The following is an 18,107-nucleotide window of genomic DNA, read 5'->3' as shown; positions in this document are numbered from 1 at the left end:
CCGGCACCTCCGCTCCCCGACAAGGAAGGCAGACGACAGTGAGTTCGCCCACGGACACGGCTCCCACTCGGTCGCCGGCTCCCGCCCCGCCACCCGCCAGGACCGCACCGCTCTCGGGCCTCCAACGAGGACTGTGGTTCCTGGACCGTTGGCACCCCGGGACCGCCACCTACAACACCCCCTGGGTCTTCGAGTTCACCGGCCCCCTCGACACCGCGCTCCTGGAGCGCTCCCTCAACGCCGTCGTCGCCCGCCACGAGGCGCTGCGCACCACCTTCACCCTGGGGCCCGAAGGTCCTCGCCAACTCGTCCACCCGGGCCTGGAGATCCCGCTGACCGTCGTCGACCTGCGGGACCTGCCGGCGGACGAGCGGGAACGGCAGGCCGGGCAGCGGCTCGCCGCCGAGGCGTCGGCCCCCTTCGACCTCACCGCCGGACCGCTGCTGAGGACGTCGGCCCTGCTGCGGACGGACACCGAGACCACGGTCGTCCTCGTCGTCCACCACATCGTCTGGGACGGCTGGTCGGCCGACGTCTTCGAGACGGAGCTGGCGGAGACCTACACCGCACTCGCCGAACACCGCGAACCCCGGCTGCCCGAACTGACCATCCAGTACGCCGACTACGCGACCGGGGAACAGAACCGCTCCTTCGAGGACCACCTGTCCTACTGGAAGGACCGGCTGGACGGCGCCCCCGGCCTGCTGGAGCTGCCCGCCGACCGGCCGCGCCCGGCGGAGCGCAATCACCTCGGCCGCACCGAGCCCTTCGACCTGCCGGCCGGCACCGCGGCCCGGGTGCGCGCGCTGGCCGAGAGCGAGGGGGTGACGCCGTTCATCGTGCAGCTGGCCGCCTTCGCGCTTCTGGTGAACCGTCACACCGGTGCCGAGGACATGGTGATCGGCACCCCGGTCACCACCCGCGACCGGCCGGAACTGGAAAACCTGGTCGGCTACTTCGTCAACCTGCTGCCGCTGCGGATCCGGCTCGGCGCCCGGACCACCTTCCGCGAGCTGCTCGCCCACGTCTCCGACGTGGCCTTCGAGGCCTACGGCTACCTGGACCTGCCGTTCGACACGATCGTCGACCAGCTCGCCCCGGACCGCTCCGCCGCCCACCCGCCGCTCGTCCAGGTCGTCTTCGGCTCGCACACCGAGAGCCGGGAGCCGTTGGCGTTCGGGCCCGCCTCGGCCGACCGGCGGGTGCACTCCAACGGCACCAGCAAGTTCGACCTGACCTGGTCCGTCTACGACGACGGCGAGCTGCGCGGCGAGGTCGAGTTCAGCTCCGGCCTCTTCGACACGGCGACGGTACGCCGGATGACCGACGACTGGCGGGCCCTGCTGACGGCCGCCCTCGACGACACCGGCCGTACCGTGCGTGAACTGACCGGCGTGGCCGACCGGCAGCCGCCCGCCGCCCCGGTCCGCATACCCGAAGGCCGCAGCCTGCACCGGCTGTTCGAGGACGCGGCCGACATGCACCCCACCCGCACCGCCCTCAGCTACGGCAACCGGTCCCTGAGCTACACGGAACTGGACGAGCGGGCCAACCGGCTGGCCCACGCGCTGATCGCCCGCGGCGTCCGCCCCGGCGACCGGGTCGGCCTGCTGCTCGACCGCACGCACGAGATCCCCGTCTCGGTGCTCGGCGTGCTGAAGGCCGGCGCGGCCTACGTACCGGTGGACCTGACCGCCCCCGCCGACCGGGCCGCGATGGTCTTCGGGGACACCGGGGTCCGGGTCGTCGTCACCGACCGGCCCGACCGCGTCCCGGACGGCCCCTGGCGGGTATTCGAACCAGCCCTCGGGGAAGCCGAGTTGGCGGCCTTCCCGGCCACCCGGCCCGCCGCCGAGGTCCGGCCCTCGGACACCGCGTACATCATCTTCACCTCGGGCTCCACCGGCCGGCCCAAGGGCGTCGCGGTCGCCCACGAACACGTCAGCCGGCTGATGGACGCCGGCGCCCGGCACTTCGCCTTCGGCCCCGACGAGGTGTGGACCCTCTTCCACAGCTACGCCTTCGACTGGACCGTCTGGGAGCTGTGGGGCGCCCTCCTGCACGGCGGACGGCTGGTCGTGGTGCCGTACCTGACCAGCCGCTCGCCTGAGGAGTTCACGGAACTGCTCGCCGCCGAGGACGTCTCGTTCCTGTGCCTGACCCCGTCCGCGCTGCGCCAGCTCGAACTCGCCCTGCGGCAGCGGCCGCGCGCCCTGCCCGCCCTGAAACAGATCATGCTCGGCGGGGAGGCGCTCGACCCCGCCGTGGTGCGGCGCTGGAACGCCCTCGACCCGCTGCCCCCGGCCCGGCTGTGCAACCTGTACGGGATCACCGAGACCACCGTCCACGTCACCACCCACGACCTCGGCCTCGACGCCGACGACTTCGACCGCAGCCTGATCGGCACACCGATGCCGCACCTCAGCGCGATGGTCCTCGACGACTGGCTGCGGCCCTGCCCGGTCGGCGTGCCCGGCGAGCTGTACATCGGCGGCGGCAGCCTCGCGCACGGCTACTGGGACCGGCCCGGCCTCACCTCCGGGCGCTTCGTCGCCGACCCCTACGCCACCGCTCCCGGGGCCCGGATGTACCGCACCGGGGACGTGGCCAGGCGGCTGCCCGAGGGTGGCCTGGAATACCTGGGGCGAGCGGACTTCCAGGTGAAACTGCGCGGCTTCCGCATCGAACTCGGCGAGATCGAGAACGCGTTGGCCGCCCACCCCGACGTGGACACCTGTGTGGTCACCGTCCACCAGCAGCGGCTGGCGGCCTACGTCACCGGCCGCGAGCCGGCCGGGATGCGCGAGTTCCTGGCCCGCTCACTGCCCGACTACATGATCCCGGCGACCGTCACCGTCCTGTCCGCGCTGCCGCTGACCGTCAACGGCAAGGTCGACCGCCGCGCCCTGCCCGACCCGAGCCCGCACGGCACCGCGCCCACCGGCGGCGCGGCCGGGCACGTGGCCCCCCGCAACGACACCGAGCGGGACTTCGCCGCCGTCTGGTCAAGGGTCCTGGGCGTCACCGGCATCGGGGCCCACGACGACTTCTTCCACCTCGGCGGCGACTCGATCCGCGCCGTGCAGCTCTCCGGCGAGCTGCACGAGGCCGGCTGGACGGTCACCCTGCGGGACATCTTCAACGCGCCGACCATCGCCGCCCTGGTGCCGCTGGCCCGCCCGGTGGCCGGTACGGACACCGCCGACGGGCCCTTCTCGCTGATCGACGCCGAGACCCGCGCCGAGCTCCCGACGGACATCGTGGACGCCTACCCGATGGTGTCGATGCAGCTCAGCATGGTCTTCCACATGGAGATCGCCGGATCGACCGACAGCTACCACAACGTCAACAGCTACCGGATCAGCGCACCGCTCGACGAGACGGCGTTCCGCCGGGCGGTGACCGAGGCGATGACCCGCCACCCCGTCCTGCGGACCGGCCTGGACATCTCCGGCTACGCCGAACCCCTCCAACTCGTGCACGGCGAGCTGGCACCGCCCATCACCTTCGACGACCTTCGACGACTGGCCGCCCACGAGCGGGAGGAGGCGGTCACGGCGGTCTTCGACCACCACCGTCGTACCCCCTTCGACCTGCTGGAACCGCCGTTGTTCCGGATCACCGTGCAACAGCTCACCGACACCTCCTTCCAGCTCATCGTCTCCGAGCACCACGCCATCCTCGACGGCTGGAGCTTCACCTCGCTCCTCGCCGAACTCCTCGCACGACACACCGAGTTGTCCGCCGAACCGGACAGCGCCCCCGCCGCCCTGCCCGGCTCCCTGTACCGGGACTTCGTGGCCGTCGAACGGGAGGCCGCGGCCGACCCCGCATCCCTCGCGTACTGGCGCGGCAAACTCGACGGCGTCAGCGGCGAGCTGTGGGACGGCGCCGGCGAAACCCATGAACTGGCCCGCACCGTCGAACGGGTGCTGCCCGAGGCCCCCGGCCAGTTGCGCCGCGTCGCCGACGCCACTGGCGTCCCCGTCAAGTCCGTGGCGCTCGCCGCCCACGTGCACGCGCTGCGTGCCATCACTGGTCGCCGCCGGATCACCACCGGCCTGGCGATGAACGGCCGCCTCGAACGGCGCGGCGGCACGGAGGTGTACGGGCTGTTCCTCAACACCGTTCCCCTGGTGGCCGGGACCAGCGGCGCAGACTCCGACGATCCGCTGGCGCTGGTGCGCGAGGTGCACCGCGAGGAGCTGGACATGATGCCGCACCGCCGGGTCCCGATCGCGCGGCTGGCCCGGCTGATGACCGGCACCCGGCTGGACAGCCAGTTCGGCTTCCTGCGCTTCCACGCCCTCGGACACCTCGGCGACGCGCGGATCGAGGACGACCGGATCGGCTGCGAGCCCACCATGCGTCACGAACCCAACAGCTTCGCCTTCGGCGCCTCGCTGATCCAGGACCCCGTCTCCGGCCGCGTCCTGCTGGCCGTGGACCACCAGCGGTCCGTGGTGCCCGACGCGCTCGCCGAGGCCTTCCTCGACGCCTACGAGACGGCCCTCCACGCGATGGACGCGGCCCTGTGACCCCCCGCACAGACCGAGAAGAGAGCGAGACAAGCTCCATGACCGACACCCACGGCCCCCGTCCGGTCGACCCGCTGACCCGGTTCCTGGCCGCCGCCGACGCCACCCCCGGGCGCACCGCGGTCGTGGCCACCGACGGCCGGCTCGGCTACGCCGAACTCGCCCGCCGCACCGCGGAGCTGGCAGGCGCCCTCCGCGCCCACGGCATCGGCCGCGGCGACCGGGTGGGCATCCATCTGCGCCGTACCACCGACCTGCCGGTGGCGCTGCTCGCCGTGTGGCGGGCGGGAGCGGCCTACGTACCGCTCGACCCCGCCTACCCGCGGGAGCGGCTCGCCTTCATGGCCGAGGACTCGGGCCTGGCCCTGCTGATCACAGCCGAGCCGGGCGCCGTCCCGCTGCCCGACGGTGTCCCGGCCCTCGGCCCCGACGCGACGGGTGACCTCGGCCCCGACACCCCGGTCACCGCGCTGGACGCGGCCTACGTCATCTACACCTCCGGCTCCACCGGGCGCCCCAAGGGCGTCGAGGCCACCCGCGGCGGCGTCGCCTCCCTCCTTGCCGGCCTGGAGGAACGCGGCATCTACCGGTCCGAGCCTGGCGTGGTCGGCTGGAGCGCGAGCGTGTCCTTCGACGCCTCCGTCCAGCAGTGGGCGCGGGTCTGCCGGGGCGACACCGTCGTCGTGGTCGACGACACGACCCGCACCGACCCGGCCCGGCTGGCCGCCCTGCTCGACGAGCACGGCGTCACCGACCTGGACCTCACCCCCTCGCACTGGGAGCTGCTGCGCGAGCCGCTGGCCGCCCGCCCGGTACGGCTGTTCATGGGCGGCGAACCCGTGCCCCGGGCGACCTGGGACGAGATCACCGCCGGCGGAACCGACGCCCTCAACCTGTACGGCCCCACCGAGTGCACCGTCGACTCCACCGCCGCCCGGATCGGCGGACCCCTCCCGCACATCGGCGACGCCCTGCCCGCCGTGACCCTGCACCTGCTGGACCGGACGCTGCGGCCGGTGGCCCCCGATGCCACCGGGGAGCTGTACATCGCCGGTCCCGCCGTAGCCCACGGATACGTCGGCCGGCCGGGCCTGACCGCCGAACGCTTCGTCGCCAGTCCCTTCGCGCCCGGTGCGCGGATGTACCGCACCGGCGACCTGGCCCGCCGCGGCCCGGACGGCACCCTGGAGTTCGCCGGCCGCGCCGACCGCCAGGTCAAACTGCGCGGCTTCCGCATCGAACCGGGCGAGATCGAGGGCGCCCTGACCCGCCATCCGCGGATCCGCGAGGCCGCCGTCAAGGTCCACGAGGCCGCCCCCGGCGACCAGCGGCTCATCGCCTACGTCACCACGTCCGGCACCCCGGACCTCGGCGCCGACGACATCCTGGCCCACGCCCGCACCCTGCTCCCCGCCCACATGGTCCCGGCCGCGGTCGTCGTCCTCGACGCGCTGCCACTCACCCCCAACGGCAAGCTCGACCACGCCGCGCTGCCCGCCCCGGCGCCCGCCGCCGCGCCCCGGCCGCAGCCGACCGACCCGTCGGCGACCGGCCTGGCGCAACAGGTCGCCGACGTCTGGCGGACCGTCCTCGGCCGGGACGACATCCGCCCCGACGACGACTTCCTCACCCTCGGCGGCCACTCCCTTGCCGCACTGCGGGTCATCCACATCCTGCGCCGCACCCTGAGCATCGAACTCCAGCTGCGCCACCTGCTCGACGCCCGCGACCTCGCCGACTTCACCGAGGCCGTGCGCACGGCAGGCCAGGCCCCGGCTGCCCGGCGGCCTGCTCTCGTCGGCGGCGCGGCGGGTGCCCGGTGATCCCCCCACGGCCACGGATCGAGGGGGACTGGCTGCTGGTGCCCGCACCCCAGGACCACCGGCCCTACCGGCTGTTCTGCTTCCCGCACGCCGGCGGTGACGCCACCGCCTTCGCCCCGCTGGCCCAGGCGCTCGCCCCGGCCGCCGAGGTGTGGGCGCTGCGCATGCCGGCCCGGGGCGGGCGCAGCCGCCACCCGATGCCCGCCACCTTCGACCTGCTGGTGCGGACCGTGGCAGACGCCCTGCTCCCGCACCTGAGCGGCCGCTTCGGGTTCTACGGACAGAGCTTCGGCTCCCTGCTGGCCTACGAGGTGGCACGCGCCCTGCCCGCCGGTCACCGCCCGGAGGTGGTGATCGCCGCCTCGGCGTCCCCGCCCGGCACCTGGGCCGCCCCGACCCCGCCGCAGCACGGGGCCGAGGATCTGCTGCGCACCTGCGGCATGGGCGAACTCGTCGAGTCGGAGCCGGAGTTGCGCGAGCTGGCGCTGCGGGCCATCCGTAGCGACCTCACGGTGCGCGACACCTACCGGTACCGGCCAGGACCGCTGCTCGACACCGCACTCCACGCCGTCGCGGGCGACGCCGACCCGATGCTCGACGCCGCCCTGCTCGCGGGCTGGGCGGAACACACCGCGGGCGCCTTCGACCTGACGGTGGTCCCCGGCGGCCATCTGCTGGCGACCGTACAACGGCCCGGACCGGTGGGCCTGCTGACCTCGATCGTCGGGCACCAGCCCGATCCGACCACCAGGGAGCCCCGATGGCCACGAGCACAGCCCCTCGTCCACTGACCCCCGGCCCGGTGCCGGCCACCGCCGTCGACCTGAGCGACGCCGGCCTGTGGACCCGCCCCGATCTGCCCGCCGTCGTCGACCGGCTGCGGGAGGCGGGCCCCGTCCAGCGCACCGAGACCGCCGACGACGGGCCGGTCTGGTCGGTGCTCTCCTACGACCTGGCCGTCGAGGTCCTCAAGGACGCGGCCACCTACAGTTCGGAGGGCGGCTCGCTGCTCGGCGCCGGAGCCGGGAACACACCCGTCGGCGCGGGCCGCATGATGGCCCTGACCGACCCGCCCCGGCACCGTGAACTCCGCGCCCCCGCCACTCCGTTCCTCTCGCCCGGCGGAGCCCGCGGCGCCGCCCCCGGCATCACCGAGCTGTCCCGCCGGATCGTCGCCGCCGCCGTGGAGCGGGGCGAGGTCGACCTCGTCGACGTCGTCTCCCCGCTGCCCCTGACCGTGATGTGCGACCTGCTCGACGTCCCGGATCAGGACCGCGAGATGGTCGTACAGGTCTGCGACGACGCCTTCCTCGGCCGCACCGCGCAGGAGCGGAGGGCCGGTCATCAGCGGCTCATCCCGTATCTCATGCACCAGGTCATGAAGCGGCGGGCTGACCCTCGTGACGACCTGATCAGCATGATGGCCACCTATCGGATCGCCGGACGGCTGCTGCCCGTCGAGGACGTGGTCCTCAACCTGGACAACATCGTTGTCGGCGGAGTCCAGACCGTCCGCCACACCGCCGTGATGGGGCTGCTCGCGCTGGTACGGCACCCGGAGCTGTGGCACCGGCTGCAGAGCGGCGAGGCCGCCATGGGGCCGGCCCTCGACGAGCTGCTGCGCTGGACCTCGGTCGGGCTGCACACCCTGCGCACCGCCACCAAGGACACCGTGCTGGGCGGCCACGACATCCGGCGGGGCGAGCGGGTCGTCGTATGGACGTGGGCCGCCAATCACGACCCGGCCGCCTTCGACCGCCCGCACGACATCGTGCTCGACCGCAGCCCCAACCGGCACGTGGCGCTCGGTCTCGGCGCGCACTACTGCATCGGCGCCCCGCTGGCCAACACGGAGCTCACCGCGCTCTTCACGGCCCTGCTGGAACGCGTCGAGCGGATCGAGCCGGCCGGGCCGGTGCAGTACAACCGCTCGATCATCAACTTCGGCCTGGACCACTTCCCGGTGCGCCTTCTCGCCCGCTGAACTTCCGCTCTCCTGCCGGAATTCCTGCCTGTCGGCCCTATCGCGCGCCGATAACTTCGAAAAACCCGGACGGCAATCCGACATCCCCGGTTTCCGTGATTCCCGCCCCGCTCACGACGGAGGAAAAACCATCATGACGAATCCCTTCGAAGACGAGAACGGCACCTACAAGGTGCTGGTCAACGACGAGAACCAGCACTCCCTCTGGCCCGCGTGGATCGACGTCCCGGCCGGCTGGACCGTCGCCTTCGGCGAGGCCGACCGGCAGGCCTGCCTCGCCTGGATCGAGGAGAACTGGACCGACATCCGCCCGGCGAGCCTGCTCGCCGCCCTCGGCCGCTAGGAGGCCCCGCCGTGTCGACCGCACCGACCACACCGCACTGGGAGACCGCTCCCGGCCGCCCGGCCCTGACCCGCGTGACCGGCGTCCACGACATGGACGCGGCCGTCGAATGGCTCCAGGACAACAGCCCGCAGCTGCGGGCGGCCCTCGCCGAGCACGGCGCGATCTTCCTCCGGGGCCTGCCGGTCGCCGGCAGCGAGGACGTCGCCAGGGTCCGCGACGTGCTGCTGCCGGAACCCACCCCCTACCGGGAGAAGGCCACCCCGCGCAGCGACTTCGGCCACGGGGTCTTCTCCTCGACCGACCTGCCGCCCCACCAGTCGATCCGCATGCACAACGAGAACAGCTACACGCTCACCTTCCCCGGCAAGCTCCTCTTCGCCTGCCTGACCGCCCCCGCCGAGGGCGGCGCCACCCCCGTCGTCGACTGCCGCAAGGTCCTGGCGAACCTGCCCGCCGCCCTCGTGGACCGGGTGCGCGCCACCGGCTGGACGCTCACCCGGAACTACTCGGAATACGTGTCCCTGGACTGGCGCACGGCCTTCGCGACCGACGACCCGGAGAAGGTCGAGGAGTACTGCGCGGAGAACCTCGTGTCCTGGGAGTGGCGAGAGGACGTCCGGCTGCGGACCCGGCAGCTGCGTCCGGGCACGATCACCCACCCGGAGACCGGAGAGGAGGTCTGGTTCAACCACCTCGCGTTCTGGAACGAATGGTCGCTGGACCCGATGATCCGCGAGGCCCTGACCGACGAGTTCGGCCCCGACGGCCTGCCCTTCAACACCGGAGTCGGCGACGGAGCACCCCTCACCCGGGACGACGTGGAGACCCTCAACGCCGTCTACGAGGCGGCCACCGTCCGCGAACGCTGGCAGCGGGGCGACGTGATGCTCGTCGACAACATCCTCGCCGCCCATGGCCGCGACCCGTTCGGCGGCGACCGGAAGATCGCCGTCGCCATGGGATCGCCCGTCGACGTCCTGGACTGCCGGCCCAGCGTGCCGCCCGCGGCCTTCCGCGCCGCGCCCCTGCCCACCGCCTGACCAGGCCCCCGTGGCCCGTGACGTAAGGACAGATCCGTGATCCCGGTTTCCTTCGCGCAGCAGCGTCTGTGGCTGACCGACCAGATCGAAGGGCCTGGCCCGCTCTACAACCTGCCGTTCGCGGTCCGCCTGCGCGGCGCACCGGACCCGGCGGCCCTGCGCGCCGCGGTCGTGGACGTCATCACCCGGCACGAGGCGCTGCGCACGGTCTTCCCGGCCGTGGCCGGCGTTCCCGTGCAACAGGTGGTGCCCGCCGAGCAGGCGGCGGCGGATCTCTCCTTCACGGTGGTCGACTGCACGGCCGACCCCGACGGCTATCCCGCCCGGCGCGACGCGACAGCGGCCGAACCCTTCGACCTGCGCGGCGAACTCCCCATCCGGGTAAGGGTGTTCGTGCTCGCGCCGGACGAGTACGTGCTGCTGACCGTGCTGCACCACATCGCCGGTGACGGCTGGTCGAAGGGGCCGTTCCTGCGCGACCTGGCCACCGCCCACACGGCCAGGCGCGCGGGCCGCGCCCCCGGCTGGGAGCCGCTGCCCGTCCAGTACGCCGACTACGCGTTGTGGCAGCGCGAGCTGCTCGGCAGCGACCGCGACCCGGACAGCCTGATGGCACGTCAACTGGACTACTGGCGGGCCGAGCTGGCCGGACTGCCCGAGGAACTGACCCTGCCCACCGACCGGCCCCGGCCCCGCACCCTCGGCGCCGGCGCCGACGCGCTGCCCCTGCGGTTCGACGCGGACCTGCACGCCGGCCTCCTCGACCTGGCGCGCACGCACCGGGTGACCCTGTTCATGGTGCTCCAAGCGGCCCTGGCCGCGTTGATCTCCCGGCTGGGCGGCGGCACCGACGTGCCGGTCGGTTCGGTCGTGGCGGGCCGCTCGGAGGAGGCGCTCGACGACCTGGTCGGCTTCTTCGTCAACACGCTGGTGCTGCGCACCGACGTCTCCGGTGACCCGTCCTTCACCGAACTCCTCGCCCGGGTCCGGGAGACCCACCTGGAGGCCCACTCCCACCAGGACGTCCCCTTCGAACGGCTGGTGGAGGAGCTCAACCCGGTCCGCTCGACGGCCCGGCACCCGCTGTTCCAGGTGATGGCCGTTCTCCAGAGCAACGAGAACGCCGCCCATGGCCAAGGGGGCCCGGACGGCCTGGACTTCACGCCCGAACCGCTGGGGATCAGGGTCGCGAAGTTCGACCTCAACATCGGAATGGAGGAGAACCACGCCCCGGACGGCACCCCGGCCGGGATCACCGGCTCCATCGAGTTCGCGGCCGACCTCTTCGACACCGGGACGGTCACGGCGTTCGCCGCCCGCTGGGAGCGGCTGCTCAGGGCGGCCGTCACCGACCCGGGCGCACCGGTCGGCCGGCACGACTTGCTGGGCGAGGAGGAACGGGCCAGGATTTTGGGGGAGTGGAACGACACCGCACGCCCGGTGCCGGGCGACGGGACGCTGACGGAGGCGTTCGCCCGGCAGGTCGCGCGCACCCCGCACGCCGTCGCCGTGGTGTCGGACGAAGTCACCTACACCTACGCGCAGTTGCAGGCCCGCGCGGAGAGCCTCGCGGCCCGGCTCGCCGCGCTGGACGTGGGACCTGAGACGCCCGTGGCGATGCTGCTGGAGCGCTCGGCCGAGGTCGTGGTCGCGACGCTGGCGATCGTGCTGGCGGGCGGGGCGTACGTGCCGTTGCACGCCTCCCTGCCGGCGGACCGGCTGGAGTGGGTGCTGGCCCAGGCCGGAGCCCCGGTGCTGCTGACCGACCGCGACGACCTCGGCTTCGTCCCGGACGCCCTGGTGATGCGGCCCGAGGGCGAGCCCGTGCCCGGATTCGAGGCACCGGGGGTGCACCCCGACCAACTCGCGTACGTGATGTACACCTCCGGCTCCACCGGGCTGCCCAAGGGCGTCGCGGTCCGCCACCGCGACGTCGTCGCCCTCGCCACCGACCACCGTTGGCACGGCGAGAACCACCGCCGCGTCCTGCTGCACTCACCGCACGCCTTTGACGCCGCCACCTACGAAATGTGGGCGCCCCTGCTGTCCGGCGGCACCGTGGTCGTTGCCCCGCCAGGCCATCTCGACCCTGCCGTCCTGCGCGACACCATCGAACGCCACGCGGTGACCGCGGCATGGCTCACGAAGGGCCTGTTCGACGTCGTGGCGGAGGAGAGCCCGCGGTCCCTCGCCGGACTGCGCGCGGTCACCACCGGCGGCGACGCCGCCGCACCGGCCATGCTGCGACGGGTGCTCGACGCGTGCCCCGGCCTGGTCCTGGGCAACGGGTACGGCCCCACCGAGACCACCACCTTCGCAACTTTCCGCCGAATAACCGAGGACGACCTCACCGGAGCACGGGTGCCGATCGGCACCCCTCTCGACAACATGCGGGCCTACGTCCTGGACGGCGGCCTGCGCCCGGTACCGCCGGGCGTCCACGGCGAGCTGTACGTGGCGGGCGCGGGCCTCGCCCGCGGCTACGCGGACCGGCCCGCCCTGACCGCCGAACGGTTCGTGGCCTGCCCGTTCGCGACGGGGGAGCGGATGTACCGCACCGGCGACCTGGTGCGCCACCGCGCGGACGGCACCATCGAGTTCCTCGGCCGTACCGACCACCAGGTCAAGATCCGCGGCTTCCGCATCGAACCCGGCGAGATCGAGGCCGTACTCGCGCGGCATGAGGGCGTCGGCCAGGTCGCCGTTGTCGTCCGCGAGGATGACGGCGAGAAGCGGCTGGTGGCCTACTGCACCCCCGCGGGCGAACGGCCCGACCTGGCCGCCGCGCTGCACCGGTACGCCACCGACACCCTGCCCGGCTACATGGTCCCGCTCGTGATGGTCCTCGACCGGCTCCCGCAGACCGCCAACGACAAACTGGACCGTGCCGCCCTGCCCGCCCCCGACCTGGGCGGACCGACCGGCGGACGCGCCCCTCGCACACCCCGCGAGGAGATCCTGTGCGGCCTGTTCGCCGAACTGCTCGGTCTGGCCTCGGTGGGCGTCGACGACGACTTCTTCGCCCTCGGCGGCCACTCCCTGACGGCCACCCGGCTGGTCAGCCGCATCCGCACGGTCCTGGGAGCCGAGATCCCGCTGGCGGAGCTGTTCCAGGCACCGACGCCCGCGGGCCTCGCCGACCGTCTCCCCGACGGCACCGCAGGTGCTCCGGCCCGCCCGGCGCCCCGTCCGGCCGTCCGGCCGGAGCGGCTGCCGCTCTCCTTCGCCCAGCAGCGGCTCTGGTTCATCGGCCAGGCCGAGGGACCGAGCGCCACCTACAACGTCTCCCTCGCCCTGCGGCTGCGCGGCGCCCTGGACACCGCCGCCCTGGAAGCTGCTCTGCGGGACGTCGTCGCCCGCCACGAGGCCCTGCGCACCGTCTACCGCACCGTCGGCGGCGTCCCCTACCAGCACGTCCTCGACGAGCCGCCCGCCCCGCTCCTGACCGTCGCGAACATGCCCGTCGCCGTCGCCGCGGGCCGTGTCTTCGACCTCGCCACGGACGTTCCCGTGCACGCCCACCTGATCCCCGACGGACCCGACGAACAGATCTTCGTCCTGGTCGTCCACCACATCGCCGCCGACGGCGCCTCCCTGCGCCCGCTGTTCGACGACCTCACCACCGCCTACCGGGCCCGCCGCGCGGACACCGCCCCGAACTGGCGGCCGCTGCCGGTGCAGTACGCGGACTACGCGCTCTGGCAGCGGGAACTGCTCGGCACCGAGCACGACCCCGACAGTCTCCTGGCCCGGCAGCTCGGCTACTGGAAGAACGCCCTCGCCGGACTGCCCGACGAACTGAGCCTGCCCGTCGACCGGCCCCGCCCGGCGGTACCCGGCCACCGCGGCGACACCGTCCGCTTCGAACTCGACCCCGCCCTCCACACCCGGCTCACCGAGCTGGCACGCACCCACGGCACCACCCTGTTCATGGTCCTCCAGGCCGCGTTCGCCACCCTCCTGCACCGCTTCGGCGCCGGTGACGACATCCCTATCGGCACCCCCGTCGCCGGCCGGGCGGACGGCACCCTGGACGACCTGGTCGGCTTCTTCGTCAACACCCTCGTGCTCCGCACCGACCTGTCGGGCCGCCCGAGCTTCACCGAGCTCCTGACCCGCGTCCGCACCGCCGACCTCGCCGCCTACGCCCACCAGGACGTGCCCTTCGAACGGCTGGTGGAGGAGCTCAACCCGGTCCGCTCCCCGGCCCGCAACCCGCTGTTCCAGGTGATGCTGGCCTACGACAACACCACCGAGGCGGACATCGCCTTCCCCGGAGTGCACGCCGAGCACGAGACCACCGACTTCACGACCTCCCCCTTCGACCTGTGCCTCAACGTCACCGAACGGCACGGCCCCGACGGCACCACGACCGGACTGGGCGGCGCGCTCGAATACGCCACCGACCTGTTCGACCGGGACACCGCCGAGCGGCTCACCACCGCCCTCACCAGCGTCCTGAGCCAGGTCGCCGAGGACCCCGGCCGCGCCATCGGCGGCCTGGACATCCTGACGGCGAACGATTGTACGGAGCTGGAGCGTTGGAACGACACCGCCCTGTCCGAGTCTCCCGCTCTGCTGCCCGAGGTCTTCGCGGCGCAGGCCGCCCGGACCCCCGACGCCGTGGCCCTGGTCAGCCGTGACTCCTCGCTGACCTTCCGGGAACTGGACGCTCGTGCCGATGCACTGGCCCGGCGGCTGGTCGCCGCAGGCGTCGGACCCGAACAGGTCGTCGCCCTCGCCCTGGACCGCTCGGCCGACTCGGTCGTCGCGATCCTGGCCGTACTCAAGGCGGGCGGCGCCTACCTGCCGCTGGACGCCGATTACCCGGCCGACCGGCTCACCCACATGCTCCGCGACACCGCCCCGCTGCTCGCCCTGACCCACGCGGCCTGGCCCCTCCCGCGGATCCTGGACGACCTGCCCCGGCTGTCGCTGGACGAGGACCGCGCCGTGACCCGGCCGGCTCTCGTGACCCACCGGGCCGGTGCCCGCAACGCGGCCTACCTCATCTACACCTCCGGCTCGACCGGCCGGCCCAAGGGCGTGGTGATCGAGCACCGAGGCGTCGCCAACCTGTACGCCTTCCACCGGGCGACCACCATCGCGGAGGCCGAACGCGCCCACCCGGGACGGCGGTTCAAGTTCGCACTGACCGCCTCGCTGTCCTTCGACACCTCCTGGGAGGGAATCCTGTGGATGGTGGCCGGGCACGAACTGCACCTGCTGGACGACGACTGCCGACGCGACGCCGCCGCCGTGGTCCGCTACGTGGCCGAAACCGGGATCGACGCCATGGACGTCACCCCCACCTACGCCGAGCAACTCCTTGAGGAGGGCCTGCTGGAGCGGCGTCGGCTCCCGGTCCTGATGCTCGGCGGCGAGGCCGCCGGACCGGCCCTGTGGACCGCCGTGCGCGAGACCCCCGGAGTGACCGGCCACAACCTCTACGGCCCGACCGAGTACAGCGTCGACGCCCTCCACGCTCGGCTGGCCGAGCACGAAACCCCGCTGATCGGGGCAGCGTTGACGAACACCCGCGTCCATGTGCTGGACGTGGGTCTGCGCCCGGTCCCGGTCGGTGTGGCAGGCGAGCTGTACCTCGCCGGCGCGGGCATCGCACGCGGCTATCTGAACCGACCGGGCCTGACCGCCGAGCGGTTCGTGGCCGATCCGTTCGCGGCGGGGGAGCGGGCGGGGGAGCGGATGTACCGCACCGGCGACCTGGTGCGCCGCCGCCCGGACGGCGAGGTGGAGTACCTGGGACGCACGGACCACCAGGTCAAGATCCGCGGCTTCCGCATCGAACTGGGCGAGGTGGAGGCGGTGCTGGCCCGCTGCCCCGGAGTGACGCAGGCCGTGGTCGTCGCCCACGAGGGGCGGCTGGCCGGCTATGTGACCGGCGAGGCGGACGGCACCGCCGTACGGGAGTTCACGGCGGGCGTGCTGCCCGGGTACATGGTCCCGGCGGTGGTCACGGTGCTGGAGACGCTGCCCCTGAACGTCAACGGCAAGCTGGACCGCGCGGCGCTGCCCGCACCGCGCTTCGCGGGAGCGACAGCCGGACGGGCGCCCGCCAGCCCGCGCGAGGAGACCCTGTGCGGTCTGTTCGCCGAGGTGCTGGGGCTGGATTCGGTCTCGGTGGACGACGACTTCTTCGCCCTGGGCGGCCACTCGCTGCTGGCGACCCGGTTGCTGAGCCGGATCCGCGCCGTACTGGGGGAGGACATCGGCATCCGCGCCCTGTTCGAACACCCCACCCCGGCCGGTCTCACCCGCCATCTCGACACCGAGCGCGGGCCGCAGGACTCCCTCGCGACCCTGCTGCCGCTGCGGACCGGCGGCACCGCGGCCCCCCTGTTCTGCGTGCACCCCGGAGCCGGCATCAGCTGGGTCTACTCCGGCCTGCTGCGCCACATCGACGCCACCCACCCGGTCTACGGCCTCCAAGCCCCCGGCCTTCAGGGCGCCACCCCCGACAGCGTCGGCGCGCTGGCCGCGACCTATCTGCGGCACATCCGGTCCGTCCAGCCCCGCGGCCCCTACCACCTGCTCGGCTGGTCCTTCGGCGCCGTCGTCGCCCACGAGATGGCCGTACGGCTCCGGGCGGACGGCGAAGAGACCGGCTCCCTGATCCTGCTGGACGGCTACCCGCCGACCCCGACCCCCGACCCCGGCGACGCCGCGGGCCCCGAGGAACGGACGGACCCGCTGGCGGCACTGCTGGCCTCACTCGGCTACGCCACCGACGGCCAGGCGGACGGCGAGGACGGCGTACCGGAAGCCCTGCGGGCCATGCTCGGAGACGCCGCCGACGCCCTGCCCCGGGTCTTCGCCGACCACGACAGGCTGCTGGCCGCGCACGTGCCCGGTGTCTACCAGGGCGACGCCCTGTTCATCGGCGCTGCGCTCGACAAGCCCTCCGACTGGCCGTACGAGAGCGCCTGGCGGCCGTACATCTCCGGCCTGATCGAGCATGACCTGCTCGCCTGCGAGCACGGCGCGATGTCGCAGCCCGGTCCGATCGCCCTGATCGCGGAAGCGGTCGCCAAGAAACTCCGCACCGCACAGCCTGGAGAGCACCGATGAGCCGCGCGTACGCCGATCCCGCGTCCCCCGAGCGGGAGAACGAGCGGCCCGCCCGCGGCCGCCTGGGCCTGTGGTCCGAACCGAACTTCCGCAGGCTGTGGCTCGGCGAGACCACAAGCGGCCTGGGCACCGCGGTCGGCCATGTGTCGCTGTCCCTGGTGGCGGTGGTCACGCTGCACGCCTCCCCCTTCATGATGGGCGTGCTCACCGCGGCGGCCTGGACACCGTGGCTGCTCATCGGGCTCCCGGCCGGCGCCTGGGTGGACCGCTGGCCGCGCCGCAGGACCATGCTGGTCAGCGACCTGGCGCTGATGCTCCTGTTCGGGAGCGTCCCCGTGGCCGCCTGGCTGGGCGTGCTCACCCTCGCCCAGGTCGTGCTCGTCGCCCTGCTCTCCGGCGCGGCGAAGGTGTTCTTCAGCACCGCCTACACAGCGCTGCTGCCCGCGCTCGTGGCCGACGACGACATGCTGGAGGCGAACGCGAAGCTGCACGGCGCCGAATCGGCGGCGGACGTCGCGGGACCCGGCGTAGCGGGCCTGGTCACCCAGGCCTTCGGCGCGGTCACCGGGGTGTTCCTCGACGCGGCGACCTACCTGGTCTCCGCGCTCTGCCTCGGCGGGATCGACGTACGCGAGAACCCGCCGGAGCCGTCGCAGCGCAGAGCGCTCCGGCGGGAGATCGCCGAAGGCGTCCGGTTCGTGGCCCGCGACCCGTACCTGAGGACGCTGGCGGGCTTCGGCGCCCTCGCCAACCTGGCCCTCAACGGCATCCAGGCCGTACAGACCGTCTTCCTCGTCCGGGACGTCGGTCTCCAACCGGGCGCCGTCGGCACCGTGTTCGCGGTGGTGAGCGTCGGCGGTCTGGCCGGGGCGGCCGTCGCCGGCCGGATCGCCCGGTGGTACGGCACCGCCCGCGGACTGCTGCTGTGCATGCTGGTCGTGGCGCCCTTCATCTTCCTGCTGCCCTTCGCGGGACGGCAGTTGCCGCTCATGGTGAGCGCCCTGGCCTGGGGCGTCGCGGTGTGCGGCGTGGTCGCGGGCAACGTCATCGTGGCCGGCTTCTACCAGACGTACTGCCCCTCCCACCTGCTCGGCCGGGTCCGGGCGAGCGCGTCGACCGTCAACTACGGGGCGATCCCCGTCGGCGCCCTGCTCGGCGGCTGGCTGGGCGGCGCCGTGGGCAGCAGACCCACCATCTGGATCATGTCCGCCGTGCTGCTGACCGCCGCCCTCGTCCTGCTCGCGAGCCCCCTTCGCACCCTCCGCAACCTTCCCCGGATGTCGTAAG

The 18,107-nt window shown here is 73.2% G+C and carries 8 protein-coding genes; all 8 read left to right on the top strand.

What is annotated here, in order from left to right; genetic code table 11:
- Positions 1-38 precede the first annotated feature (38 nt).
- The 8 genes from ACFWXC_RS35190 (at position 39) to ACFWXC_RS35155 (ending at position 18,106) form a co-directional block, all read left to right on the top strand.
- A complete protein-coding gene (locus ACFWXC_RS35190; RefSeq protein WP_384485103.1) occupies positions 39-4,538 on the top strand; it encodes an amino acid adenylation domain-containing protein in 4,500 nt (1,499 codons plus the stop codon).
- Between the two features lie 38 nt (positions 4,539-4,576).
- The gene (locus ACFWXC_RS35185; protein WP_384485101.1) at positions 4,577-6,361 is read left to right on the top strand and encodes a non-ribosomal peptide synthetase; all 1,785 of its coding nucleotides are present in this window, start codon (positions 4,577-4,579) and stop codon (positions 6,359-6,361) included.
- Positions 6,358-7,152, top strand: a complete 795-nt coding sequence (locus ACFWXC_RS35180) for a thioesterase II family protein (protein ID WP_384485099.1) — start codon at positions 6,358-6,360, stop codon at positions 7,150-7,152. The genes ACFWXC_RS35185 and ACFWXC_RS35180 overlap by 4 nt, the downstream gene beginning before the upstream one ends.
- Positions 7,122-8,345, top strand: a complete 1,224-nt coding sequence (locus ACFWXC_RS35175; protein WP_384485097.1) for a cytochrome P450 — start codon at positions 7,122-7,124, stop codon at positions 8,343-8,345. Before ACFWXC_RS35180 ends, ACFWXC_RS35175 begins: the two co-directional genes overlap by 31 nt.
- A 133-nt stretch (positions 8,346-8,478) precedes the next feature.
- Positions 8,479-8,688: an MbtH family protein gene (locus tag ACFWXC_RS35170; protein WP_361300713.1), complete on the top strand. Its 210-nt coding sequence runs from the start codon at positions 8,479-8,481 to the stop codon at positions 8,686-8,688.
- 11 nt (positions 8,689-8,699) lie between these two features.
- Positions 8,700-9,731: a TauD/TfdA family dioxygenase gene (locus ACFWXC_RS35165; RefSeq protein WP_384485094.1), complete on the top strand. Its 1,032-nt coding sequence runs from the start codon at positions 8,700-8,702 to the stop codon at positions 9,729-9,731.
- A 36-nt stretch (positions 9,732-9,767) separates the two neighbouring features.
- Positions 9,768-16,820, top strand: a complete 7,053-nt coding sequence (locus tag ACFWXC_RS35160) for an amino acid adenylation domain-containing protein (protein WP_384485092.1) — start codon at positions 9,768-9,770, stop codon at positions 16,818-16,820.
- Entirely contained in the window at positions 16,817-18,106 is a 1,290-nt protein-coding gene (locus ACFWXC_RS35155; protein WP_384485090.1) for an MFS transporter, read from the top strand. Before ACFWXC_RS35160 ends, ACFWXC_RS35155 begins: the two co-directional genes overlap by 4 nt.
- Position 18,107 lies beyond the last annotated feature (1 nt).

It is taken from the genome of Streptomyces sp. NPDC058683, from assembly GCF_042716195.1.
Taxonomy (GTDB): Bacteria; Actinomycetota; Actinomycetes; order Streptomycetales; family Streptomycetaceae; genus Streptomyces.
This window is presented reverse-complemented; position numbering and strand designations above follow the sequence as displayed.